Here is a 23,403-nt window from a genome sequence, read left to right as displayed (position 1 = left end):
GCGTCCTCTATTTGTAGTGATGGCTCGCCGGCATCGCGGCCGACGAGGGCGATGCCGGCGGTTCTGGCTCGGCCGGAGCATGCGGCGCGGGCGCGTTGGCGCTCACGTTCGTGTTCGAGGGTAGGGCGGCTTTCTCGAGGCAGTACCCGAGGCCCCGCACGGTGATGATGCGCACGCCGCTCGGCTCGATCTTCTTGCGCAGCCGGTGCACGTAGACTTCGATCGCGTTATTGCTGACTTCCTCGCCCCATTCGCACAGATGGTCGACGAGCTGTTCCTTCGATACCAGCCGCCCGATCCGTTGCAGCAGCACTTCGAGCAGACCGAGTTCGCGCGCCGACAGGTCGATCACCTGCTCGTTGACATAGGCGATCCGGCCGACCTGATCGAACGACAGCGAACCGTGCCGCACCACCGTCGGGCCACCGCCCGCGCCGCGCCGGGTCAGCGCGCGCACGCGCGCCTCGAGCTCGTTCAGTGCGAAGGGTTTGGCCATGTAGTCGTCGGCGCCCAGGTCGAGGCCTTTGACGCGTTCGTCGACGCTGTCCGCGGCGGTGAGGATCAGCACCGGCACGTTCGAATTGCGGGCGCGCAGGCGGCGCAGCACCTCGAGCCCGGACATGCGCGGCAGGCCCAGATCGAGGATCAGCAAGTCGAAAGTTTGCATCGACAGGGCGGTGTCGGCCTCGACGCCGTTCTTCACGTGATCGACGGCATAGGCCGATTGGCGGAGTGATCGAACCAGACCGTCCGCGAGTATGCTGTCGTCTTCGGCAATCAGAATTCGCATGGTGCGCCAACCTGGCGTTGCCGGCGCCGTGGGGTGTCCCCGGCGCACAGCGGTCTCCGAAAATTATTGTGGGTAGTTGGGCAGCGCGACGGTAAAAATGCGCGTTCGCATGAGAATCGCGCTTGCCAAAACTACTGTTTTTTTATACAGTGTCTGGGTTTCGTGTGCTGTCCTTCAAGAATCTTGAAAAGGCGGGCCGCACATCTGCCTCAGACGCCGTTCATCATAGCAAAGGACGATTCATGGAAGAAAGCAAGAAAGGCTCGGCTGGACTGACTGCTGAAAAGAGCAAGGCACTCGCTGCCGCGCTTGCGCAGATCGAAAAGCAGTTCGGCAAAGGGTCGGTCATGCGGCTCGGCGCAGGTGAGGTAGTCGAAGACATCCAGGTGGTCTCAACCGGATCGCTCGGCCTCGACATCGCGCTGGGCGTCGGCGGTTTGCCGCGTGGCCGTGTGGTCGAAATTTATGGCCCGGAATCGTCCGGTAAAACCACGCTGACGCTGCAAGTCATCGCCGAAATGCAGAAGATCGGCGGCACGGCAGCGTTTATCGACGCGGAACACGCGCTGGATATCCAGTACGCGGGCAAGCTCGGCGTGAACGTGAACGACCTGCTGGTTTCGCAGCCGGACACCGGCGAACAGGCGCTCGAAATCGCCGACGCACTGGTGCGCTCGGGCTCGATCGACATGATCGTGATCGACTCGGTCGCGGCACTCGTGCCGAAGGCTGAAATCGAAGGCGAAATGGGCGACTCGCTGCCGGGTCTGCAAGCGCGTCTGATGTCGCAAGCGCTGCGCAAGCTCACCGGCACGATCAAGCGCACGAACTGCCTCGTGATCTTCATCAACCAGATCCGTATGAAGATCGGCGTGATGTTCGGCAACCCGGAAACCACCACGGGTGGTAACGCGCTGAAGTTCTACGCGTCGGTGCGTCTGGACATTCGCCGGATCGGTTCGATCAAGAAGAACGACGAAGTGATCGGCAACGAAACGCGCGTGAAGGTCGTGAAGAACAAGGTGTCGCCACCGTTCCGGGAAGCGATTTTCGACATCCTGTACGGCGAAGGCATTTCGCGTCAGGGTGAAGTCATCGACCTCGGCGTGCAAGCGAAGATCGTCGACAAGGCCGGCGCCTGGTATAGCTACAACGGCGAACGGATCGGTCAGGGTAAGGACAACGCGCGTGAATTCCTGCGCGAAAATCCGGACATCGCCCGTGAGATCGAAAACCGCATTCGTGAATCGCTGGGCGTGAATGCCATGGCAGAAGCGGCGACGGGCGTAAGCGCCGAAGTCGCGGGCGAAGAAGAGTAACCAGCACGTGATACGCAAGGGCCGGCCGCTGTCCAGCGCTGCCAACGCAGGACGCAACGCGGACGGCCCGCGTGACGACGACGCCGATCCTTTCGAGTCGTTCGATGCGCACGATCGCGCCGAAGGTCGTCAGCCGCAGTCTGATTCTTCTGCAGAAGCTGCAGCGGATCCATCCGAAACCACTTACACCCGCTCGCGCCGCACACCTGGCGAGGCGAAGCCGGGGCAGGACGATGCAAAAAAATCCCAACGCCCGGCCCGTTCGCTCAAAGGACGTGCGCTCGGCTATTTGTCGCGGCGTGAATACAGCCGCTCCGAACTGGCGCGCAAGCTGAAGCCGTTCGTCGAAGAAACCGATTCGCTCGACACCTTGCTCGATTCGCTGGAGGCCGAAAACTGGCTGTCCGATTCGCGTTTTGCTGAAAGCCTGGTCCATCGGCGCTCGTCGCGGTTGGGCGCGAGCCGGATTGTCGGCGAATTGAAGCAGCACGCGGTGGACCAAACGCTGGTCGAAGAAGCCAGTGCGCAACTGCGCGAAACCGAACTCGCGCGAGCCCAAGCCGTCTGGCGGAAGAAATTCAGCCAACTGCCCGAAACGCCCGCCGAGCGGGCCAGGCAGGCGCGCTTTCTGGCATCGCGCGGTTTCTCGGGCGCCACGATCGGCAAAATTCTCAAAGGGTTCGACGAGGAATGAAGCGGCGAGTCGCTGCGAGGCCGCGGCAGAACCCCGCCGCCAGCCGCACTTTGAGATAAGGCCGTCCGCGCTGAACCGCCCGCCGGGCGGCCCTGCGCATTCCCACCTGTCTCAAATACCCAGTATGCTAAAATTCGGGGGTTTTCCAAACCGGCCTTCCCTTTCCGCATGCCGCTCTCCCCGCCAGTGTCCCGTCAGTTGCGCCACCGTCGCGCAATCAGAGCGGAAGCCTATGAGCGAGCCGATGGCCTGTGGGATGTGGAAGCGTGCTTGACCGACGAAAAACCGCGCGATGTGGTGCTTGCGTCGGGCGTCCGGCCCAATGGTCAGCCGATCCATGAACTCTGGCTTCGCATCACCATCGATCGCAAGCTCAACGTCGTCGACGCCGAAGCGTCGTCCGACTGGGTGCCCTATCCAGGGTTGTGCCAAGCCAGCAATCCCGCCTACCGTGCCCTCATCGGGCTCAATCTGTTCCGCAACTTCCGTCGCGATGCTGCCCGTTTGCTGGCCGGCACGGCTGGCTGCACGCATCTCACCGAGTTGTGCGCGCTTTTGCCGACCGCTGCAATCCAGGCGTTCGCCGGCGACGTGTGGAACACCAATGAAGACACGCCGGGCGCGACGGCAAAGTCAGGGACCGAGCAGGCCACAAGTGCAGACAGCACAGACGAGCATTCCAACAACAAACCGCCATTCCAGTTGGGACGCTGCCACGCGCTGCGTTTCGACGGCGAGGCGGTGCAACAGTTTTATCCGCGCTGGTATGGCCGCGCTCCGTATACAGCGGATCGCGCGGCATCGTCAGGCGACGGGGCAGTCCGCCAGACAGGTGAGGGCGGCAACGCGTCCGGCATGAACGACGGCAGCGGAAACGATGTTCAATCCAACTCTCAGACTGAAGGGAATCACGCATGAAGATTCACGAGTACCAGGGTAAGGAAATCCTGCGGAAATTCGGCGTCGCGGTACCGCGCGGCAAGCCGGTCTTCTCGGTGGATGATGCGGTCAAGGCCGCGGAAGAGCTTGGCGGCCCGGTATGGGTCGTGAAGGCTCAGATCCACGCGGGTGGCCGTGGCAAGGGCGGCGGCGTGAAGGTCGCCAAGTCGCTGGATCAGGTTCGCGAGTATTCGCAACAGATCCTCGGCATGCAGCTCGTCACGCACCAGACCGGTCCGGAAGGCCAGAAGGTGAATCGTCTGCTGATCGAAGAAGGCGCTGACATCAAGAAGGAACTGTATGTCGGCCTGGTGATCGATCGCGTTTCGCAGAAGATCGTCGTGATGGCATCGAGCGAAGGCGGCATGGACGTCGAAGAAGTCGCGGAAAAGACGCCTGAGCTGATCCACAAGATCGCCGTCGATCCGTCGACCGGTCTGAAAGACGCCGAAGCCGACGAGCTCGCCACGAAGATCGGCGTGCCCGCCGCTTCGCTGCCGCAAGCACGCGCGATCCTGCAAGGCCTGTACAAGGCATTCTGGGAAACCGACGCATCGCTGGCCGAAATCAACCCGCTGATCCTGACCGGCGACGGCAAGGTCATCGCGTTGGACGCCAAGTTCAACTTCGATTCGAACGCACTGTTCCGTCACCCGGAAATCGTCGCGTATCGCGATCTGGACGAAGAAGATCCGGCTGAAGTCGAAGCGTCGAAGTTCGACCTCGCTTACATCTCGCTCGACGGCAACATCGGCTGCCTCGTGAACGGCGCTGGCCTCGCAATGGCAACGATGGACACCATCAAGCTGTTCGGCGGCGAACCGGCGAACTTCCTGGACGTGGGCGGTGGCGCCACGACCGAGAAGGTCACGGAAGCGTTCAAGATCATGCTGAAGAACCCGAACCTGACCGCGATTCTGGTCAACATTTTCGGCGGCATCATGCGCTGCGACGTGATCGCGGAAGGCGTGATCGCGGCGTCGAAGGCCGTGTCGCTGAAGGTGCCGCTCGTGGTCCGCATGAAGGGCACGAACGAAGACCTGGGCAAGAAGATGCTCGCTGAATCCGGCCTGCCGATCATTGCGGCAGACAGCATGGAAGAAGCGGCTCAGAAGGTTGTCGCGGCTGCCTCGGGCAAGGCGTAAGCCGAGCTGGGCGTTTATGAGGCGGCTGTAGCCAGGCCGCTTTTGCCTGGCTGTTTTTACCAGACTGCTTCTACCAGGATTAACCAGGATTACGAATGGCGGCGCGTGAGCGACGCGGGCGGAGAACATCCCGCCTCTCGCGGCGCCATCGCGCGACGCCAAACGAACAGAGGTCAATACATGTCGATTCTGATTAACAAAGACACCAAGGTCATCACGCAGGGCATCACCGGCAAGACCGGTCAGTTCCACACGCGTGCTTGCCGTGAATACGCAAACGGCCGCGAAGCGTTCGTTGCGGGCGTGAACCCGAAGCGCGCCGGCGAAGACTTCGAAGGCATTCCTATCTACGCTAGCGTCGCTGAAGCCAAGGCTGAAACGGGCGCGACCGTGTCGGTGATTTACGTTCCGCCGGCAGGCGCTGCTGCTGCGATCTGGGAAGCGGTCGAAGCCGACCTGGATCTCGCAATCTGTATCACGGAAGGCATCCCTGTCCGCGACATGATCGAGCTCAAGGCCCGCATGCGTGCCGAAAACCGCAAGACGCTGCTGCTCGGACCGAACTGCCCGGGCACGATCACGCCGGACGAGCTGAAGATCGGCATCATGCCGGGTCACATCCACCGCAAGGGCCGCATCGGCGTCGTGTCGCGTTCGGGCACGCTGACCTATGAAGCAGTCGGCCAATTGACGGCGATCGGCCTTGGCCAATCGTCGGCAGTCGGTATCGGCGGCGACCCGATCAACGGTCTGAAGCACATTGACGTGATGAAGATGTTCAACGACGATCCGGAAACGGACGCCGTCATCATGATCGGCGAGATCGGCGGTCCGGACGAAGCGAATGCTGCTGAGTGGATCAAGGACAACATGAAGAAGCCGGTGGTTGGCTTTATCGCTGGTGTTACGGCACCTCCGGGCAAGCGCATGGGCCACGCCGGCGCGCTGATCTCGGGCGGTGCGGACACGGCTGAAGCCAAGCTGGAAATCATGGAAGCTTGCGGCATCAAGGTCACGAAGAACCCGTCGGAAATGGCGCGTCTTCTGAAGGCGATGCTGTAAAAACGAAATTCGCGCGCAGTCATGGCGCGTTTTTGATACGCTTACGAAATCCTTTCGTGAGTGGGCAGTCTTAAAAGCGGGGGAGTGTAGACTCCCCCGCTTTTTTATTGCCCGCGCGTCCGATTCCTTCTTGCTCTTTCACTCATGCTCGAGTTTTTCGCCACGCTCCATTGGGGCGCAGTCGTTCAGATCATCGTCATCGACATCCTGCTGGGTGGCGACAACGCCGTGGTGATCGCGCTTGCCTGCCGCAACCTCCCGGCCGAGCAGCGTACCAAGGGCGTGCTGTGGGGCACGGCCGGTGCGATTTTGCTGCGCGTGGCGCTGATTGCGTTTGCCGTGGCGCTGCTCGACGTGCCGTTGCTGAAATTCACCGGCGGCCTGTTGCTGCTGTGGATCGGCGTGCGCCTGATGGCGCCTGCGCATGACGTCCACGAGAATATCAAGCCGGCCGATAAGCTGATGTCGGCGATCAAGACCATCATCATCGCGGATGCGGTGATGAGCCTCGACAACGTGATCGCAATTGCTGGCGCGGCTGAGGCGGCCGACCCCGAACATCGCCTCGCGCTAGTGATTTTCGGCCTGGTGGTGAGTATTCCGCTGATCGTGTGGGGCAGCCAGTTGGTGCTGAAGCTGCTCGACCGTTTTCCGATCGTCATCACGCTCGGCGCTGCGCTGCTCGGCTGGATCGCGGGTGGCCTGATTATCAACGACCCGGCCGGCGACCGTTGGCCGATCCTCGATGCGCCGGTGGCCGAGTACGGCATGAGCATCGCGGGCGCGCTGTTCGTCGTGATCCTCGGTTATCTGCTCAAGCGCCGCAACGCGAAGCGAGCGGCGGCTTAAGCTGACCTCAGCCGGAACCCTGGCCGATGCGCCACGGCAACGGTGCGGTGGCCTGAACATGGAACCGCACCAGCACCGACTTCCGCTGCACTAGCGCAACGTTAGCCATTCGGCTGACTGTGTGGAACGCGCACCGCTGGCTACGATTGAAACGCCTGTCCCCGATTCGAGGGGCAGGCGTTTTTCGTTTCAGGAGCCTGCCGATGATCGTTACTTTGCCTTACTGCCCTTATTCACAGTCCACGCTTTCTCCGCGGAACGCGTTCGAACGAGCGCGCTGGACCGAGCGGCTCGCACGTGCCTGCCGCTGCTTTAGTTTCGGCTTCACGCTGATCGAGTTGATGATCGTGCTGGCGATTGTCGGCGTAATCGCCGCCTATGCGATTCCGGCATATCAGGACTATCTGGCCCGCAGCCGCGTAGGGGAGGGTCTCTCGTTAGCTGCATCCGCGCGGCTCGCGGTGTCCGAAAACGCCGCTAGCGGGAATGCGTTCGGCGGCGGTTATGCGTCACCGCCTGCTACCCGCAACGTCGAATCTGTTCATGTCGACGACGACACCGGCCAGATCACCGTTGCTTTCACGACGCGCGTCGCGTCTTCCGGTTCGAACACGCTGACCCTGGTACCCTCGGTGCCGGACAATGCCGACGCACCGACTGCGCGGATCGCCTTGAGCAAGGGCGCCGTGCAGGCGGGTGCGGTCACCTGGGAGTGCTTCGCCGGCGGCAAAACGGCTTCGTCGTTGCCTGCGCCAGGCGCCGGGCCCGCACCGGCCGATGCGCCGTCCTTGCCGTCGAATCTTGCGCCGCCGGAGTGCCGTTCGTAAGCCACGGTGCGGGTGATCGGATGAGTTGTTATCCGGACGTAAAACACTGATTTTCGGGATATTTCAGCCCAGCCGGCGCACAGCAGGAGAATTTTTTTGTATAGTGCGCCGGTTGCTGACGCCCTCCGGTTACTCGATGCCCACCCCATTTGCGCGCTACCTGTCTCTCATTCTGTTGGCTCTCGCGTTGGTGCTGCCTTATGCAGTTGCCAACCACACGTATCCGATTCCGACCTTCTACGCTGAATTCACGGCGCTCGCGTTGTATTTGCTGACGGGCGCGGGTGTCGTGCTGCTAGTGGGGACGGCCAGGCCGCGCGTGGTCTTCGCGTCGCCGGTTGTCGCGCTGGTGCCCTTGCTGTTCGGGCTGGTGCTGGTGGCGCAGTCGGTGCTGCTGCCGGTCTCGCAGCCCTCGATGAACTGGCTCGGCGGCGGTTACCTGCTCGCCGCGTTCATGGCGACACACGCCGGCTACGGTTTCACACGCGCCAAGCTGAACGAAACGGCGCTGCGCTGGGCGGCTGGGGCGTTGATCGTCGGTGGCCTGTTCGCGGTGTTCTGCCAGGTGATCCAGTTGTTTCACCTCGAAACGCGCGTGTCGCCGCTGGTCGTCGCCTATAACGTGACCGTCGAGCGGCGGCCGTTCGGCAATATGGCGCAGGCGAATCACCTCGCCACCTATATCGCCTTCGCGATGGCCGGTGCGCTGTTCCTCGTGCAGACACGGCGCATTGCCGTCAGCATCTGGCTGCTCGTGTCGACGATTTTCGCCATTGGACTGGCGTTGACCGTGTCGCGCGGCCCCTGGCTGCAGATGGGCGTGATCGTGTTGGCGGGTCTCTGGATGGCCTTCGCGCAGACGCGCAGTCACCCGCATCTGCGCCGCGGCAATCGCGAATGGCTGATCCCGATTGCGTTGGCGATGCTGTTCTTCGTCGTTAATGCATTGATCCGCTGGGCTAATGTGCACTATCACCTGGAACTTGGGCAGTCGGCGGCTGAGCGTTTCAAGGACGCTGGCCAGATCGCGCCGCGCCTCGCGCTGTGGAAATACGGCTGGACGATGTTCAAGACGCATCCGCTGCTGGGTGTCGGCTGGGGCGAGTTTCCGAGCTACCAGTTCGAGTATGCGAAGTCGCTGGGCGGCGTCGAGATTGCCAATAATTCTCACGACATCTTCATCGATCTGCTCGCGAAGACCGGCTTGATCGGCCTCGCAATCGTGCTGTTCGGCCTGATCACGTGGCTGGTGCGCGTGGTCCGCGCGCCGCAGAGCGCCGCGCGCGTGTTCGGCATCGCGCTGATCGGCGTGCTGGTCATGCATGCGCTGGTCGAGTATCCGCAGCAGTACATGTTCTTCCTGCTGCCGGCAATGTTCGTGTTCGGCTTGCTCGAGACACGGCCGCTGCGCCTCGTGCCTGGACGCCTTTCATTTGGCGCGTTCGTGGTGGTGGTGTTCGGCGGGTTGGCCGCGCTGTATCCGGTGTACAAGGATTACACGCGCTCCGAGGTGCTGTATTACGGCTCGCGTCCGGCAGAGCAATATCGGGCGGATCCGTCGTTCCTGTTCCAGGCGTGGGGCGAGTATGGTCTTGCGACGTTGGAGCCCATGAATTCGATGAACCTGCAGCACAAGCTCGCCATGCACAAGCAGGCGATGGCGCTGCTGCCCGGCGAAACCGTGCTGCGCCGGTACGCGGTGCTGCAGGCGCTGAGCGGCGATACGGCGGGGGCGTTCGACACTGTCGAGCGTCTGAAGATCTTTGCTCAGGAGTTGAAGGACTGGCCGTCGCAGTTGGCCTATGTGTATGAGCTGTGCGACGAGCAGAAGACGCTGGCCGGTTTCAAGGCGGAACTGCTCAAGCGCTATGGCATGCCGGCGGCCGACGTCAATCAGGACGACGACAGCGACGAGGATTGACCGGCAATGCCGCTGTCCGGGCGCGTTGATGCGCCTGGACAGAGGCGCCATCGGGTCAACCGGCGGCGACGTTCTGGGTAAACTGCAGGATGATAAATTCGGCCGGGCGGACCGCCGCCATGCCCACCTTGACAATCATTTTTCCTTGGGCGATGTCGTCAGCTGTCATCGAGGTGCCTTCGCCGATCGCCACGAAATAGGCATCTTTCTCGGTTGTGCCGACCAGCGCGCCCTGTCGCCAGAGGCTATGTAAATAATTGGTGACGGCGCTGCGCACTTTCTCCCAGGTCGGCGAATTATTGGGCTCGAATACCATCGGCTGCATTGCGTTTTTTATATCCCGTTCCGCACTATTGAACAGGCGCCGTACGGAGATATAGCGCCAGTCGTCACTATCTTCCAGTGTGCGTGCACCCCATATCACAGGACCCCGTCCGTCGAGATCCCGGATCATGTTGATCGCCTTGCCCTGGTTGTATTGCCCCTGTAAATCGTCGCTGACTTTAAATAAAGGCTTGTAATTGCCTGCGATCGAGATATTTGCAGGCGCTTTCCATACGCCGCGTGTGCGGTCTGATTGGCAGTAAAGGCCGGCCGCCACTGCGCTGGGAGGAATTCCACCCGTGGTCCAGTCTACTGACAACCAAGGGTAATAAACCGCTGCATGCGGAGTGGAAGGAAAGTTACTTGCCGCATTGCCATCAGTAATTTCTGCTTGTGGGCCGTCGAATATCGCAAACAATCCTGAGCCTGATGTGCAAAGGGCGGTGACGGCTGAGTTGATATCCCGGCCCGCAGCGACAATCAGTGTAATGTCGCTATATTTCGGTACTTCAGTTGCTAAATTGCCATAATTGACTACATAGCAGGGGCCGCCTCCGCTTTCAAAATAGGCCCTTACGGATAGCAGATTCATGTCGGTGGTACCTGAACCCCACGAACCTATCGATGATATAAATTCAAGATAACTATTGAATTTTACTGCTGCGCTTTTCCAACTATTTACGGCAATTATCGGGACCGCGGTTGCGCTGGCGCTGACGGAAAGCGACGGCGATGCATCTTCCTCGATGTAGATGCCCGGATAGCTGACGGTAGTCGGCATAATCTTTCCTCATCATTGAATAGGGAATAACTTGCTTTACCAAACACCAAGGCCGTGCAAATCACTGTTCGTCGGCTTACCTCGTGTTGAAAGCATTCGGCGAACGTGGCGTGCAGTCAGATAAGTGAAGCACTCGAGCGGATATCGGGGAGGGCGAAGCGTAACGTTCACCCTGAGGGGAGTATTGGACAGATCAATGGCGCTTGTCAGCGTGGTGAAACGCCACAGATCAGACAGTTGTCGTCGCGGTGCCCGACAAGCCGCGGGAATTGAGCGTGTCGTCGTCGCTCAATCGTGGGCGCCGCGCCACGTTAAAACGGTGTAACAGCATTTAGCTGTATTAGCCCGCCACCCAATCCCCCGACTTCCCGCCGTGCTTCTCCAGCACCTTCACATCGGTGATCGTCATGCCGCGATCCACCGCCTTGCACATGTCTGGATGCCGTTCGTAGCCTTATGTGACGGTCTTATAAATCAATGACTTACGAGCGCCGCAGCATTCGATCTCGACCAATCCAGTTGGTTGAGTGGAGCGGCGTTGGAGCAGACTTGGAACAAGAAAATCTGCGCTTCCAACGCCAGCCGTAAGTTTACGCGATCCGCCGTATCCTTGGACATGCGCCGAAGCGTGGCGACATGCTGCACAGGCACTATGTGAGTCTCGATGCGCAAGATGTCGGCGGTCCGCTCGCTGAGATTCAGGCAACCTTGTGCTCATTTGCGTCTTCATAGCTTCATAAGGGACGCGTCAGAAGGGAAGGCTTGATGCGTTGATTTACTTGCTCATTTGGTAGGCGTGAGCAAGAATCGCGTAGCACATAAACAATCAGAAATTTGCATCGGGGAAGGTTATGCTCAAACGCTCATTGCTGTGCCTTGTCGTCCCGCTGGCACTCGCTGGCTGCGCCAATCCATACGCGCAGTATTACAACGATAGGACCGGCGGCATCGACATCACGAAAGCGCCGGGAATTATTGTCAGCCACAACCCACCAGTTGTACTGCGCGGTAGCGATCCCGAGACGGACTATCAGGCAATGTTTGGTGATGGCTTCAGGCTGTTAGGTTACTCATCCTTCAACGGCAAGGAAGCATCTGAACGTCAAGTGAAGCAGCAAGCCGAAACAGTGAAGGCGGACCGGGTTCTTGTGTATGCGAAATACTCGGGCACCGAGCAGGGTGCCGTGCCGCTGACGCTGCCTAATACCGCAACGGCGATAACCAACTATTATGGTTCGGGCGGCTATGGCAGCGCGACGACAACCGTGAATGGTACTACGACCACGATGGTACCGATTTCGGTTCGGCGATACGACCAAATGGCTACATTTTGGATTCGTGCAATCCCAAATCCAATTCTTGGGATTGACATTCGTGACTTGACCCCGCAGCAACGGGCCACCTTTCAGACAAACAAAGGCGTAACTGTAAATGCAGTGCAGAAAGACACGCCTGCCTACGACGCCGACTTGCTAAAGGGGGATGTGCTGAAATCCGTGGGGTCAGTTGAGGTTACTGACGGACACGAACTACAGAAATTGCTTCAGAAATTCGCCGGTCAGCAAGTGAAGATCGAATTTATTCGAGACGGGAAGTTACTCAGCAAGGAAGTAAAACTTAATCCAATTCCGTAATTGGCATGGGGTGAAAATGGACCGTTGCACAGTATCATGGACCTGATGGCGACGCCGTTGATACCCATGTTACTGTTGCAATCTTCGTGACGGTTGGGCGACTGATCGTTGCACTGTCCCGGCTGTCGCGGTCGGTGGGTGAATCATACTGCAACATCGACTTTTCTGAATTATCTTTGTGACGGGTTGGGATATGAGGCTATACAAGGCTGCATTAGCATGCATTCTTTTTGTTTTTTCGATCAATTCTTTCTCAGAGTCCACATACAAATGGATCGAACTCTGGAAACCAAGGCGTGGCGAATTCAAGTTTGAATTCAAATCAAACTCATTCGAAAAAATGGAAAACATCCTTGGCTCAAACACAATATCAATATTGATGAGGATAACCACGACCAACGGAAAGGTTTCGTTTGTTAAGTATTCGGTGGTGGAGCCTGACTGCGCAAAGGGTTATGGAAATTTGGTGTCAGATTCTATGGATGGCAGTCCGCAAGATAGCGTTCCATTTGTCATCGGTGGTGGAAACGGGGATTCTATTATTGCAGAAGAGATTTGCAGTCTAGATAAGAGCGCATCTCCGGCCCAATAGATAAAGTGAAGCACTAAATTTTCCGGGTAGGCGTTTGATGAGTAATTATTTCGATTTTATAAGCCAAGAGTTGCTTGGCAAACTTCGGCAGGTAAAAGTCTACATCAAAAAGCACAACCCAACTATTGGGCTTTTAACTGAGGAAATATTAAGAGATTTCCTGCGAAAACATCTACCAAAGGTTGTTAGTGTTGAGCAAGGCTTCATCATCGGCAACAATAATGAAATGTCTAGGCAATGCGACATCATAATTTACGATTCGCAAGCCTACGCGCCATTTTACAGAATTAACGATGTGGTTGTTGTGCCTGCCGAATCGGTGCTTGCGGTAATTGAGGTAAAAACATCGATCACCAAGAAAATATTCCATGATGCTATAAATTACTTCTTTGAGCTTCGAAATTTTGGAAGCGCGAGAACATATCTCTTCATATTCAATTCGCTGAATATAAGAAAAATCGGCGATTTTTTGAATTCGTACAAACATCCCGGGGATTATCATGAATTCGATTGGGATACTTTCCAGTGGTTGCCAGACGAAATAACGGGGGTTAACAGTTCATTCCATCTTAAAAAAGATATGGTCATTGATGATCGTGATATGATGGGGTATACGTCCATCTACTACGAAGGGTTAGATGGAGATGAAATAAGTGCCCTAGAAAACTTTTTCCTATCAATATATGGTGTCGTCGAAAATCACATCAAAACAAATTATTTCAGAAGCGAAAACATGAAAAAAAGGGAGGATTATAATAAAAGAAAACTCCATTCCATTTTAGCGATACCACTTTTCCATATGTAATGCTGGTGATTTCAATAAAGTCTTGAACACCTTAAAGCCTTCTGGGAGCTTTGACTGATACTGATTGTTAGCGATTCTGGGCATACGGATTAGACCGAACATTCGCTACAGTCGGCACCAATGGACCTGCGATGGCGCGACGGTTGGTGGCGGACGGCGACAATCTTCAGGTGCAATCGTATGCAGCGGCGACCATTGGTACTGCTTCTACCGTTGCATTGGTGGAAGCAGTCGGACCGTCGCCACCATTGCACTGTAAGACTGGTAGGTTCTCGGTGCTGACTGTTGCTGTCTGGGATGACCAATGCATTTCTATTGTTCGACTGTCAGCGACCATAGCCACTGTCACTGTGGGTGACTGTTAGGGCCGTTGGTGATCCGTTCGCATTGTGCGTTCACTGTTACACAGCCGGGTCCGACTGGTAGCAGCGGGCTGAATGGTGCCGCTGACCAGTGAGTTCAATTGGCCGACTGCATGCAATTGGCGCTGACTACTGGCCCACTAGACTGTGGGCCACTATCAGTCCTGTGCCGATGCTAGGCCGACTGTTCGCCAACTGTAGCAACGATTGCAGCGGCACCCAATTGCACCGCCCTGACTATTGCAGGCTGGCGACTGCAATGACGGCGCACTGTCGATGGATGCCGCCGACTGTAGCAATGGATTAGACCGGACCCACAGTCGCAGCAGTGCATTGCAATGGGCCAGTGGTCGGTGGTGGGCTACAACGACATTCGGAATGTCAGTCACATTGGCGCGGACTGTCATGCACCATTGTTCGACGCAATTCGCATTGAAGGTTGCATCACGAATGGTGCCGACTGTAGCCACCGCGACTGTAGGCAAAGACCGAACCCACAGTCGCTACAGTCGTCCAATGGTTTAGTGCCACGGTGGCACTGTTGGTGGCCGACTGTTTCAGTCATCGAATGCTGACCGTCAGTCGGTCAGACACTCTTCGGAAGTGATGGCATCGACTGCAATGATTCGTGTGCCTTTTTCGTCAAGGTGGCGTTCCAGTGCGGTCATATCGAACACTAGGTAAGTCTGCGTCGAGATTTTACCTTTCTCGAACTTGACTGTTGCTTCGATCCAGTCAGCACCATTGCTGACCAGTTCGTCCGCGATCTGTTTCTGCCGTTCGGAACCCTTTACCTGATGGCCGGTCAGTCCCAACTGTTCTGTCAGGTCCTTCGGCATCAACTGTACGAAGCCGCGTTCCCGGACGCATGCAAGGGCTTCTGGCGTGACGAGTGTTACCGATTGCTTGAAATACTGTTCGAACGGGAAGAATCCCGCCACTTCGGTATTGATTGAAAGATTCTCATTCGCGAATACGTAAATGTCCTTTTTCGGCCCATGAACCGGGCGTGCGCGACCGATGGCCTGAAGGGTTTCGGACTGCGACGTGTGTTCATAGACAACCTGATGCCAAGGGTCTTTCGCGATCTGGCTGTTCAGGCGGAACGTGCCGCCGTCCTTCATGCGAACTGGCAAATCGGCATAAATCCGTTTCTCCGGGGGTGCATCGGTTCCAAAAAGGGCGCGGGCATAGTCCTGTATCGATTTCGGTGGGAGTGCATGTCGGCCCACCACCAGCAGACAGTCCACGTCTTTCATCGCGTCGATGCCACGCAGGTCGCCGAAATGTGCGCAGACCGTTGCGCCGATTTTCCCTGCGAGCGTCCCCGCGAACTGGTCGTCGTCGCCGATCCGCTTATAGGTAATCAAGCCGACATTCGTGTACGGCTTCGCGATTTCCATCAGACTATCAACTAGTGTTGCGATGTTCGCGGGCTTTTCCGCCAACCATCCCTTCGTGATCGTTTTGTTCGATAACTGGAACAGACAAACGTCGTCATGCTGGCGGACGGCTATGGCGTGAAACTGAACGTCCGGAAGCAGACGTTGAACGACAGCCGGGTGTGCAGTCGCATCGAGATACAGCGTAGGAATGCCTTCGTACCGTTCAGCCGGTGCCGGTAACGGCAACCACTTGATCTCATTGTCTTCGACCCACATGCCGTCAAGCAGCTTGGGATCATCGGATCGGATGTAGCTTTCAAGTCGCGCTACGATTTCCGAATATTGGCTATCGGCTTGGTTTTTCAGATAGACCTTGCGGTATTTAGCGAGCGGCAGAGTCAGTGGCGGCGTTTCGGGCTTTGCGTTGTTCGCGGCGTCACGTAAGACATGTTCGTAGTGAATCCAGATGGTATCTTGCAACGCGCTTCCGGCGTGGACACTGGCGATGATCCGAGCTATCGAAGGGAACCGTTGCGATGCGGGTTCTTTCTGTACGTTGCCAAGTCTTAGGATGTCTTCGTCAATGACGATGTAGTCTGGCACCCACGGGGACCGATTGCCGTTGGGTTCGGTGCCGCCCTTGTCTGTCATCCGGCTACCGTTGAACCACGCCGACTGTTCGTTGATCCATTCGTTGTGCGTCATCACGCGGATGTTGGCGGTCGTGCCGAACTGCGCGGTGTATTCGCAGTTGCCTTGGAACGGGCACTGGGACAGGCAGTATTTAAGAGGAATGCTGACGCCGTATTCTTCAAGGTTCTCGCGGGCTTGCTCATTCTCGCAGAGCGTTTTCCGTGAGTAAAACTGGACGATGGTCGGACGTTGCAACTTGCCGCGCAGCATATCTGCACTGGCAATGTCAGCGGCACGGATTTCGTTGTATGTCTGGATGATCTGGTCGATTAGATCGTGCGTCGGAACGAGAAACAGAATCTTCGCGTTGTGGCCGACTTCTCGCGACAATGCTTCAAGCACGGTGCGGGTCTTTCCGGCACCAGTCGTGACCTTGACGAAGTGTGACGCCTTGCCGGTAACGAACTCACGGATGATCGACTGTAGTTTGGCCGTGGCTTCTTGGGGCGTGGAAAGGGGTTCAAGGGCATAGTCGCACGGCATCGGTTGGACTTTGCGTCGTGCCGTGCCACCTGTGGACGGCGTGTAGTTGCCGTACTCTGTTGCATACGACTGCAACAGGTAGAGATTGCCGAATGTCGCGCCACGCAAGGCGTCGTCAAGGTCGCGTGCCAGTTTCGCTAGATCATCTGTCTGCCAGTGGTCCTTCAGCAGTTGAATGCCTGAACGGCCAAGCATGAACAGGACGCAAGCGTTAACCTTGAAGCGGTCGTCATAGGGCAGATCACGCGGGATGTGGTCAAGCAAAATCTGGACGGACGTGATGTCTGCCATCGTCTCGGTGATCGGTGCAGGCGGCAATACGTGGCACTGGTCGTTCACGGCCAAGGGCGTGCAGTCAGCGCGGAAGAACGCGTGGGGGTCGTGAGACAAGAAGCATGACTGGCGAATCCTAGATACGGCGTCATCGTCGTTGAACCGGATGCGGCAATACTGCCGAATGAGTCGCAGGCAATGACTGTATGCGATCTTGAACCGCTGTTTCGTGATGTCGATGGCTTCGCCGGATGCGCGGGCAAAGTCGGTCAACAGGCCGAACTTCAGTCCGCCTGATGGCGACGAGAACGCATACATGCACGCCGGGTGCTGTATTACCGCATCTTGTAACGTCTGAAGGTCAACTCCGGAATTGTCTTTCTTGTCGATGTCGAACTGGACGATGCCGGTCGGTTGGCTATCTTCGGCGAGACGGGTATCGCTACCCGGTTGCACGGACGGATAGAAGACCGGCAGTGTGTCTTGTTTCAGTTTCTTGCGTTTGGCTTCGTCTTTTGTGGCGCGAATACGGCTGACGACTTCATGGTAGCTTCCGTCACGGACGGATTCGATGATTTCTTCGATGGATTGTCGTGCCGATTCCTGCGTCGGACGCATGGACGGCGCAACGCACGTATAAATAGTTGCACTCATGGGGTTGGTCGCTTTGTGGGTATCGTGGCCCCACTGGATGCGTGTCCAGTGGGGTCTTTTCTTTGGTGCTGCCGTTTACTTATGCGTCGTCGGAGAGACCGACAGCGGCGCACCTTTGGACGATAGAAAGGGGGTGAACTATTCCCACTAATGGGTGTTTCTTCTATTAATTATTATATAGAAATGACGCCCATTTGTGGGGTATGACTGATGACATGCGAACCTGTGATCCGCGAAGCGACGCGACCGAAGGGAGCGTTACATGATGTTCAACTGGTGCAGTTGGGTATGCATCAAGCGAACTGCTGCATCGCTGCGGCAGACTGATGCGATATATGGCCTTAGCCAACCGAAACACTGATGCCTTGCGAATCATTCATCCGAAGCGACGGTACTGATTCATATGCATCGCTGCCAACTTGTTCAGAAACCGGATCAGGCTGTTGGCGCACACTCCGCACAAGCCCGTTTAACAGTGGCAGTGCCGACGCTGAACTGTTCCGCCGTCTGCCTGATGCTCGCGCCATGTTCGGCACGCCATGCCCGGATAGCGCCGTAGTCGTCAGACCGTTCACGTCCGGTGTACTTGCCCGCAGCCTTGACGATAGCCACGCCACGCCGTTGCATTTCTGCTCGATTCTTATAGTCCGCTTCACCTTGTGCCGCCGTGCAAATCAAAAAAACAACGCGGTCGTCTGCCTTACACCGCATCGCCTTCAAAGTAATCGGAATCGACCTTCTTTACATGGAAGGTGCTGACGGTCGAAACGCCGACGTTGTGATCGACCATCAGTTTGACCAGTTGATCGCCGTCCACAAGGATAATCTTCGATGAGATGACGCCCGTATATTCTTTCGCTTCGCGGGTAAATGTGGACGTGGTAATGAAGACCCCCTTGTTTGCACGCTGACCTTGCAAGGCACCGGCGAACTTCTGTATTTCTGGACGGCCCACCGTGTCTCCCCATCTCTTCGCCTGAACGTAGATCACATCCAGACCGAGTTTGTCTTCCTTGATAGTGCCGTCGATGCCGCCATCGCCGCTACGCCCGATGACGCTGCCCGCGTCTTGCCGAGAACCACCGTATCCCATTGCGACTAGCAGGTCGATCACCAGCCTTTCGAAGAAGCCAGGCGTTGACGATTTGACTTGGTCCAGCAACTCGGCTTCGAGACTGCTCCGAAGGCGCATATATGCTTCGGCGAAAGACTCTTCAGGCGTTGATTCATCAATCTCCGCTGCAATCTGTCCGGCTTGCGACAGTGCCACGACAGGAGTCTGCGCTTCACTGGCTTTCTTCTGCCTGAACGCGACGAACTCTGGGTACTGATTGAGCGTGGCGTTATCAATCCGCGCCGGACCTTTCGATAGCAAGGATTTTCCGCGTTCCGTGATGTTCAGATAACCGCGTTTCCTTGATTCGATCACGCCCGCTTGTTTCAAGTAAGTGCGCGCCCAGCCCACCCGATTGGAGAATAACGGCCCCCCACTAGGTATGAGCGTGTTCCGTTCTTCGTCGCTGAGTTGGTATTCGTCGGCGAGCTTCTCGACCACGTTGCGAAAGCGATGTTCCTGATCGTCGTTGACAGCACGAAGGACCGGCAGCATTAGAGTTTGGTAATCGGGTATCGGCATGTGTTCTTTGCTCTTCTCTGGTTCGTGCTAGATGCTACCGGACCGTGGTTTGAATTTCATCACCGATGGCACACCGTTCGCGCCTGTCCGAAAACGAGCGATTACGGACTGCCGTGATGAAGATGTCCAAAAGTGTGCTTGTAAACCTATTGGACACCTGGTAACATTCGTACATCTGTTTCGGACACATGGGGTGTGGATGTCACGACTATTCGCGTACTGCCGGGTCTCAACGACGGACCAGACGACCGACAATCAGATCAAGGAAATTGAAGCTGCGGGATTCTCCGTCGCGAAGCAACGTATCGTTGCTGAGACCGTCTCCGGTTCGGTTGCCGCGTTCGAACGCAAGGGCTTTGCCAAGCTTCTCGACAAGCTTGAAGATGGCGATGTCCTGATTGTCACCAAGCTGGATCGTCTCGGACGGAACGCGATGGATGTGCGGGCAACTGTCGAACGTCTGGAAGCCATCGGGGTTCGCGTCCACTGTCTCGCGCTTGGTGGCGTTGACCTGACCAGTCCAGCAGGGAAGATGACAATGCAGGTCATCAATGCCGTCGCCGAGTTCGAGCGCGACTTGCTGATCGAACGGACACATGCCGGTATCCGCAGGGCGAAAGCGGAAGGCAAGGCATTTGGCAGACCTGCGGCGTTGACGGACGCGCAGCGTGCTGTCGTGGTGGAGAGCCTGAATGCTGGCATTCCCATTGCGCAGATTGCACGCGAGATGAAAACCAGCCGTCAGACCATCATGCGCGTTCGTGAAGGTCGATTGATGGCAAGTCCCGAGTTGGATGTCAGCGTCGGCGTTCCGCATCGGGATCAGGAAGACGAATCTATCGAGCAGGGCCAACTTGGCCCGGACGGTGTGCCTTGTGCGTTGATCGACTGGTCGGACCTTCGCGCATCCCGCAAGAAGGCAGCAAACACGCCTGAATGACGAATCGGCAGTGCTGTATCGCGCAGCTTGTTATTTTTTACGATAGTCTTTGCTTAACGGTTGGTCCGCCGCACTTCGTGGAATGGACTGGGGAGATTTGAGCCTGCTTGCCGTCCCCGACGACCTGTCGAATTCGGCTAAAACGGAGATCAATATGCCTGACAGCAACGGCACCGCACGCGTGTCCATACCGCGTGGCACCAGCATCTCGATGGTCACTGACGAAGCCTTGATTAAGCACGGCTTCGACCTAATTCACTTCCCGTCTTATCTCGCGAGAAAGGTCGCACCGCGTGTTCGCGTCGAAATCTCAACTGAATGCCATGACGATCATGATCTGACGGGCTGGTATCAGGATGACCAGAAGACTCGGAGTTGGAAGTGCGCGAAGCTGATTGCCGATGAAAATGGCTGCGTGACTGACAGCGATGCTTTTTATCACCTGGCCCATGCGGCATTCAGCGCAAATGCAGACGCATTGACGTACATCGGATTCGTCCGCAGCGGACGACCGCCAGATGCACCACTTTTTGCGCTGGCGATGATGTACCAGAAGTACGGTCGCGGCATCTACTTGGCCGGTGAGTTGCTGCCTGACCTGTGGCCGCAATCTTCGTCTGCATGGCTGTTTTCGTTGCGATGATGAAACGGACGATACGTGGGAGATCGGTGCGCCAAGTTGCAAGGCAGCCGTCCAACGCAGCGGCCCCATATCATAGCTTTGCTTCATCCATCAACGACGCCATGCTGATCTGTAGGGCGTCGGCGATCCGCTTCAGGGTGAGTAGGGCTGCTGCGTTGTCACCCCGTTCGACTCTTCCCAAATAACTCACGTCAACTTCCGCCGATAGGGCAAGTTGTTCTTGCGAAAGACCGCGTTCTCGCCGAACGCGGCGGATCGCTGCCCCAAGGGCGACAAGCGTTGGATTCTGGCGGTGGCTGCTTAGGTTTGGCACCCCCGCATCATTCCGATATGATGCTGTGGGCACTAGGGTACATGTACCTTGTTTCTTGATTACAAAGATTTTTCGCATCTGTGGCGATGTCTTCGGCATCGCTGCTTTGACCAAGCTAAGGGGTTGACTGATGGATGACCAAATCAGGCGGTACGAAGAAGATCGGCTTCGTAGGGAAAAGCTGGCGTATTTTCAGGCGGCACGAAATGACCGGGAGCGCAGGGGACAAGAGCAAGCTGCGCAACAAACCGTCGAGTTGGGCGGATTGATAGCGCTTGGTATAGTCGGCGCGGTGGGTGGTGTGCTGTGGGGGCTTTTGGGCACGAAGATTGGCCGGGTTATCACTCTACTTCTGTTGCTTGCCGGTGGCACCCTATTCGGGCTTTACTGGCTGCAAAATGATGCCGCAGTGCGTGCGCAAGCACAGCGGACACAACAGCCGCAGAACATCGCGACGCCACAAGCCGGTGTTGACACGTCATCGGGTTCGGAGAAGGCGGCTCAGCAGCTTGCCGCGACAAACATCGGCCCTGACGCGGCAGCATCACCGGCCACGTCAGGACTTGATACTGCGGTACTGGCGGCAAACACCTTGGCAAGTGAGACGGCCATTGCGGTGTCCGGTCAAGCGGGTTCGTCGGACCTTGCAAGCGCCGCACCGGTTCCGTCTCTGGCCGCAAGTGCGCCGACCGAAGGCACTGCTGTCCGTTCCGATGTCGGTATTGTGGCTGCCGCGTCGGCGTCAGTTGTCGTGCCAATCGTCGCAAGCTTCGACTGCGCTAAAGCGGCATCGGACATCGAGAAGCTAATATGCTCGTCTCCCGAGACTGCTGATTCAGATCGGCGGCTGGCTGCTGCTTATGCCGCAGCGCGGTCCAAGGCGAGCGATCAAACGGCACTGAAGCAGGGCCAACGAGCGTGGATGAAGCAGGAGCGCGATGTCTGCACCGACGCCGCTTGCCTTCTGCGAGTGACTGATGCTCGCATTCAGACGCTCGCGGGTATTTGACGAATCTCTTGCCGCTGTATCGAAGCTCAATACCTTGCTGAAGCTGTCGTGCAGACACTGCGCGGCGTGTGTTGGTGGGCCGTCGCTTGTTTGGACGGCCTTTTTTTATTTGCGTGGTCAGTGCGGTTGCGCCGTCGCAACGTGCGGCGATCAAATGTTCCGCGACGTTACACGTCGGACACCACCATCGAAAGCCAACTACATCGCATCGCATGCGACTCGGAAAAAAACAAATGGAACAAGAAACAGGCTTCGTAGGGTTGCGCGACGTGGCAGATGCACGGATCGCGGGGTTAATTGGTCTCCTTTGCGGCGACGCGCTCGGCGTGGGGTTTGAATTCAAGAAGCCCGAACAGATTCGGTCACGCGAGCAGATTGAAATGACCACGGCTGTTGGCTTCAGGCGCTCACATGCCGGTGTGCCGGTCGGTACGTGGTCCGACGATGGCGCACAAGCACTCTGCCTGTTTGACAGCCTGCTTCTATGTGGCCGCTTCAAGTTAACCGACTTCGCGAGCAGACTGCTGAGATGGCTGGACGACGGCTATTTTGCGGTCGATGGGGATGTGTTCGATGTTGGCATTCAAACCGCCGACGCGTTGGGCAGGTTGCGCGACGGTATCCCGCCGCGTGAATCGGGCGGCGCGTCAGTGATGGATAACGGTAACGGGTCACTGATGCGGGTCCTACCGTTGGCACTGTGGCACACCGGAACTGATGATGCGCTGGTCCGTGACGCACACCTGCAATCGATGCCAACACACGCACACCCGCGTTCACTTGTTGCCTGCGCGTTCTACTGCCTTGTCGCACGCGGATACTTGGGAAATCTTGCCGACCCTTGGTCATCAGCGGACCAACGTCTCGAAGAAATTTATGCTGTGTGGTCCGACCAACCGACACAGAAGGCGCTTCTGGTCGAACTGGACGTGCTGAGACGATTCCCGAAAACAGACCAGCCGCGTGGCACTGGATACGTGCTTGATACGATCTGGTCTGCCCGTCAGGCAATGGAAGAAGGCTCGTTTGAGGATGTGATTCGAACGGCGATTAGCTTCGGGCACGACACTGATACAACAGCCGCCGTTGCCGGTGGTCTCGCGGGCATTCGGTTTGGGCTTGCAGGAATTCCTATAAGCTGGCTACAGCAATTGCGCGGCTACGATCTTGTTGAACCATTGATTAGCTTGATTGCAGCGGACAATAAAGCCAATACGGCGCATGGGACCTGACGAACGACTGCGATGAAGATCGACGCAACTCGCCAGCCGATGACGATTCGACGTGGCTGCTGCGGAAGGCATCGCGGTTATTGAATAATGGCGTGTTG

General features: G+C 57.3%; 19 protein-coding genes and 3 pseudogenes. 15 read left to right on the top strand and 7 right to left on the bottom strand.

Annotation, left to right across the window (positions count from 1 at the left end; all coding sequences use genetic code 11):
• Window positions 1–7 precede the first annotated feature (7 nt).
• Window positions 8–790: a response regulator transcription factor gene (locus AYM40_RS17205; RefSeq protein WP_063497268.1), complete on the bottom strand. Its 783-nt coding sequence runs from the start codon at window positions 788–790 to the stop codon at window positions 8–10.
• Window positions 791–1,032: 242 nt separating this feature from the next.
• Here AYM40_RS17205 and recA point away from each other — a divergent pair, with 242 nt between their 5' ends.
• The 8 genes from recA to AYM40_RS17165 all read left to right on the top strand — a co-directional run bounded on the left by recA (window position 1,033) and on the right by AYM40_RS17165 (window position 9,546).
• Window positions 1,033–2,109: a recombinase RecA gene (gene recA / locus AYM40_RS17200; RefSeq protein WP_063497267.1), complete on the top strand. Its 1,077-nt coding sequence runs from the start codon at window positions 1,033–1,035 to the stop codon at window positions 2,107–2,109.
• 7 nt (window positions 2,110–2,116) lie between these two features.
• On the top strand, window positions 2,117–2,803 hold the full coding sequence (gene recX / locus AYM40_RS17195; protein ID WP_063497266.1) for a recombination regulator RecX: 687 nt from the start codon (window positions 2,117–2,119) through the stop codon (window positions 2,801–2,803).
• Window positions 2,804–2,971: 168 nt separating this feature from the next.
• Window positions 2,972–3,721 (top strand): DUF2889 domain-containing protein, encoded by a 750-nt coding sequence (locus tag AYM40_RS17190; protein WP_063497265.1) that lies wholly within the window; start codon window positions 2,972–2,974, stop codon window positions 3,719–3,721.
• Complete coding sequence (gene sucC, locus AYM40_RS17185; RefSeq protein WP_063497264.1) at window positions 3,718–4,887, top strand: ADP-forming succinate--CoA ligase subunit beta; 1,170 nt, start codon at window positions 3,718–3,720, stop codon at window positions 4,885–4,887. Before AYM40_RS17190 ends, sucC begins: the two co-directional genes overlap by 4 nt.
• A gap of 180 nt (window positions 4,888–5,067) precedes the next feature.
• Window positions 5,068–5,949: a succinate--CoA ligase subunit alpha gene (gene sucD, locus AYM40_RS17180; protein WP_063497263.1), complete on the top strand. Its 882-nt coding sequence runs from the start codon at window positions 5,068–5,070 to the stop codon at window positions 5,947–5,949.
• Between the two features lie 144 nt (window positions 5,950–6,093).
• Window positions 6,094–6,798, top strand: coding sequence for a TerC family protein (locus AYM40_RS17175; RefSeq protein ID WP_063497262.1), 705 nt, complete (start codon window positions 6,094–6,096; stop codon window positions 6,796–6,798).
• 203 nt (window positions 6,799–7,001) lie between these two features.
• Window positions 7,002–7,625, top strand: a complete 624-nt coding sequence (locus tag AYM40_RS17170) for a pilin (RefSeq protein WP_063497261.1) — start codon at window positions 7,002–7,004, stop codon at window positions 7,623–7,625.
• A gap of 136 nt (window positions 7,626–7,761) precedes the next feature.
• Window positions 7,762–9,546, top strand: a complete 1,785-nt coding sequence (locus AYM40_RS17165) for a PglL family O-oligosaccharyltransferase (protein ID WP_063498082.1) — start codon at window positions 7,762–7,764, stop codon at window positions 9,544–9,546.
• Between the two features lie 55 nt (window positions 9,547–9,601).
• Here the strand turns inward: AYM40_RS17165 and AYM40_RS17160 are convergent, their stop codons facing one another.
• Complete coding sequence (locus AYM40_RS17160) at window positions 9,602–10,651, bottom strand: phage tail sheath family protein (protein ID WP_063497260.1); 1,050 nt, start codon at window positions 10,649–10,651, stop codon at window positions 9,602–9,604.
• Window positions 10,652–10,991: 340 nt separating this feature from the next.
• Window positions 10,992–11,087: pseudogene (gene moaC, locus AYM40_RS38680) on the bottom strand (cyclic pyranopterin monophosphate synthase MoaC); the annotation flags it as partial.
• A gap of 415 nt (window positions 11,088–11,502) precedes the next feature.
• On the opposite strand from moaC, the gene AYM40_RS17155 reads away from it, so the two are divergent.
• The 3 genes from AYM40_RS17155 to AYM40_RS17150 all read left to right on the top strand — a co-directional run bounded on the left by AYM40_RS17155 (window position 11,503) and on the right by AYM40_RS17150 (window position 13,682).
• Window positions 11,503–12,285: a PDZ domain-containing protein gene (locus tag AYM40_RS17155; RefSeq protein WP_063497259.1), complete on the top strand. Its 783-nt coding sequence runs from the start codon at window positions 11,503–11,505 to the stop codon at window positions 12,283–12,285.
• Window positions 12,286–12,478: 193 nt separating this feature from the next.
• Window positions 12,479–12,877, top strand: coding sequence for a hypothetical protein (locus AYM40_RS40335; protein ID WP_148662195.1), 399 nt, complete (start codon window positions 12,479–12,481; stop codon window positions 12,875–12,877).
• Window positions 12,878–12,914: 37 nt separating this feature from the next.
• Entirely contained in the window at window positions 12,915–13,682 is a 768-nt protein-coding gene (locus tag AYM40_RS17150; protein ID WP_063497258.1) for a DUF6602 domain-containing protein, read from the top strand.
• A 940-nt stretch (window positions 13,683–14,622) separates the two neighbouring features.
• On the opposite strand, the gene AYM40_RS17145 is transcribed toward AYM40_RS17150, so the two are convergent.
• The 3 genes and pseudogenes from AYM40_RS17145 to AYM40_RS17135 all read right to left on the bottom strand — a co-directional run bounded on the left by AYM40_RS17145 (window position 14,623) and on the right by AYM40_RS17135 (window position 19,168).
• Window positions 14,623–17,532 carry a BT4734/BF3469 family protein gene (locus AYM40_RS17145; RefSeq protein WP_082855118.1) on the bottom strand — a complete coding sequence of 970 codons (2,910 nt, stop codon included), beginning with the start codon at window positions 17,530–17,532 and terminating at the stop codon, window positions 14,623–14,625.
• A 435-nt stretch (window positions 17,533–17,967) separates the two neighbouring features.
• Window positions 17,968–18,204 (bottom strand): annotated as a pseudogene (locus AYM40_RS42535) (recombinase family protein); the annotation flags it as partial.
• 28 nt (window positions 18,205–18,232) lie between these two features.
• Complete coding sequence (locus tag AYM40_RS17135; RefSeq protein ID WP_063497256.1) at window positions 18,233–19,168, bottom strand: restriction endonuclease; 936 nt, start codon at window positions 19,166–19,168, stop codon at window positions 18,233–18,235.
• 199 nt (window positions 19,169–19,367) lie between these two features.
• On the opposite strand from AYM40_RS17135, the pseudogene AYM40_RS17130 reads away from it, so the two are divergent.
• Window positions 19,368–19,934: pseudogene (locus tag AYM40_RS17130) on the top strand (recombinase family protein); the annotation flags it as partial.
• A gap of 271 nt (window positions 19,935–20,205) precedes the next feature.
• A complete protein-coding gene (locus tag AYM40_RS17125) occupies window positions 20,206–20,751 on the top strand; it encodes a hypothetical protein (RefSeq protein ID WP_063497255.1) in 546 nt (181 codons plus the stop codon).
• A 70-nt stretch (window positions 20,752–20,821) separates the two neighbouring features.
• Here AYM40_RS17125 and AYM40_RS38675 read toward each other — a convergent pair whose 3' ends face one another.
• Window positions 20,822–21,142 (bottom strand): helix-turn-helix domain-containing protein, encoded by a 321-nt coding sequence (locus tag AYM40_RS38675; protein ID WP_236720859.1) that lies wholly within the window; start codon window positions 21,140–21,142, stop codon window positions 20,822–20,824.
• Between the two features lie 52 nt (window positions 21,143–21,194).
• On the opposite strand from AYM40_RS38675, the gene AYM40_RS17120 reads away from it, so the two are divergent.
• The gene (locus AYM40_RS17120) at window positions 21,195–22,073 is read left to right on the top strand and encodes a lysozyme inhibitor LprI family protein (protein ID WP_063497254.1); all 879 of its coding nucleotides are present in this window, start codon (window positions 21,195–21,197) and stop codon (window positions 22,071–22,073) included.
• A gap of 233 nt (window positions 22,074–22,306) precedes the next feature.
• Window positions 22,307–23,305: an ADP-ribosylglycohydrolase family protein gene (locus AYM40_RS17115; RefSeq protein ID WP_063497253.1), complete on the top strand. Its 999-nt coding sequence runs from the start codon at window positions 22,307–22,309 to the stop codon at window positions 23,303–23,305.
• Window positions 23,306–23,403: the final 98 nt, after the last annotated feature.

It is taken from the genome of Paraburkholderia phytofirmans OLGA172 (assembly GCF_001634365.1).
Lineage (GTDB): Bacteria > Pseudomonadota > Gammaproteobacteria > Burkholderiales > Burkholderiaceae > Paraburkholderia.
The sequence above is the reverse complement of the archived record's forward strand: the minus strand, read 5'-3'. Positions and strand labels throughout refer to the sequence as shown.